At 60.8% G+C, this 508-nt stretch carries 2 protein-coding genes; one reads left to right on the top strand and one right to left on the bottom strand.

Translation table 11 applies throughout. From position 1 onward, the window contains the following. Nucleotides 1-273: hypothetical protein (locus KVT44_RS55560; RefSeq protein WP_217576861.1), on the bottom strand; the 273-nt coding region annotated here is incomplete at its 3' end. A 35-nt stretch (nucleotides 274-308) separates the two neighbouring features. Here KVT44_RS55560 and KVT44_RS61365 point away from each other — a divergent pair. Continuing rightward, the coding region (locus KVT44_RS61365) for a glycosyltransferase (RefSeq protein WP_217576863.1) at nucleotides 309-508 on the top strand (200 nt) is incomplete at its 3' end.

The raw sequence follows: 508 nt of genomic DNA, 5'->3' as shown, positions 1-508 counted from the left end.
TGGGATGAGAACATGTTGGCGTGCGAGGATACGGACATCTGTTTCCGCGCTGCTCGGCGCGGACTGGAGCTCCGCCGTGCTGATGCCTCGCCTGTCACGTACGTCCAGCGTGGTGGTTTCCGAGCGGTAGCCCGCCAGAACATCGCGTACGGACGTGGAGACATTCGGTTCTTTCGCAAGCATAACCTCCGAACCAATCTTCTGCGGAACGTTTTCAGCGCGGCGATCCTGGGCGCGCGCGACGCACTTCTCGCGTTTGACTCGCGGCGCCAAAGAGCGCTCGCTACCAGAGTTGGCCTGGTAGTTGGATGGCTTCAGGAATCAGCATTGAGGGATGTGTGATGGCTCGAACCGTTGTAGTGATGCCGGCGAAGGACGCGGAGAGCACTGTCGGGCAGGCCGTCAAGTCGACGCTGCGTGCCATGCCGAAGGACGCGCAACTCTTGGTTGTCAACGACGGCAGCGTCGACAACACCGGATCGGTTCTCGATGAGATTCGCGATCGACG

It is taken from the genome of Streptomyces sp. GbtcB7, from assembly GCF_019091445.1.
GTDB classification, from domain to species: domain Bacteria; phylum Actinomycetota; class Actinomycetes; order Streptomycetales; family Streptomycetaceae; genus Streptomyces; species Streptomyces mirabilis.
Note: the sequence above shows the minus strand (reverse complement) of the source record. Positions and strands in the feature narration are given on the sequence as shown.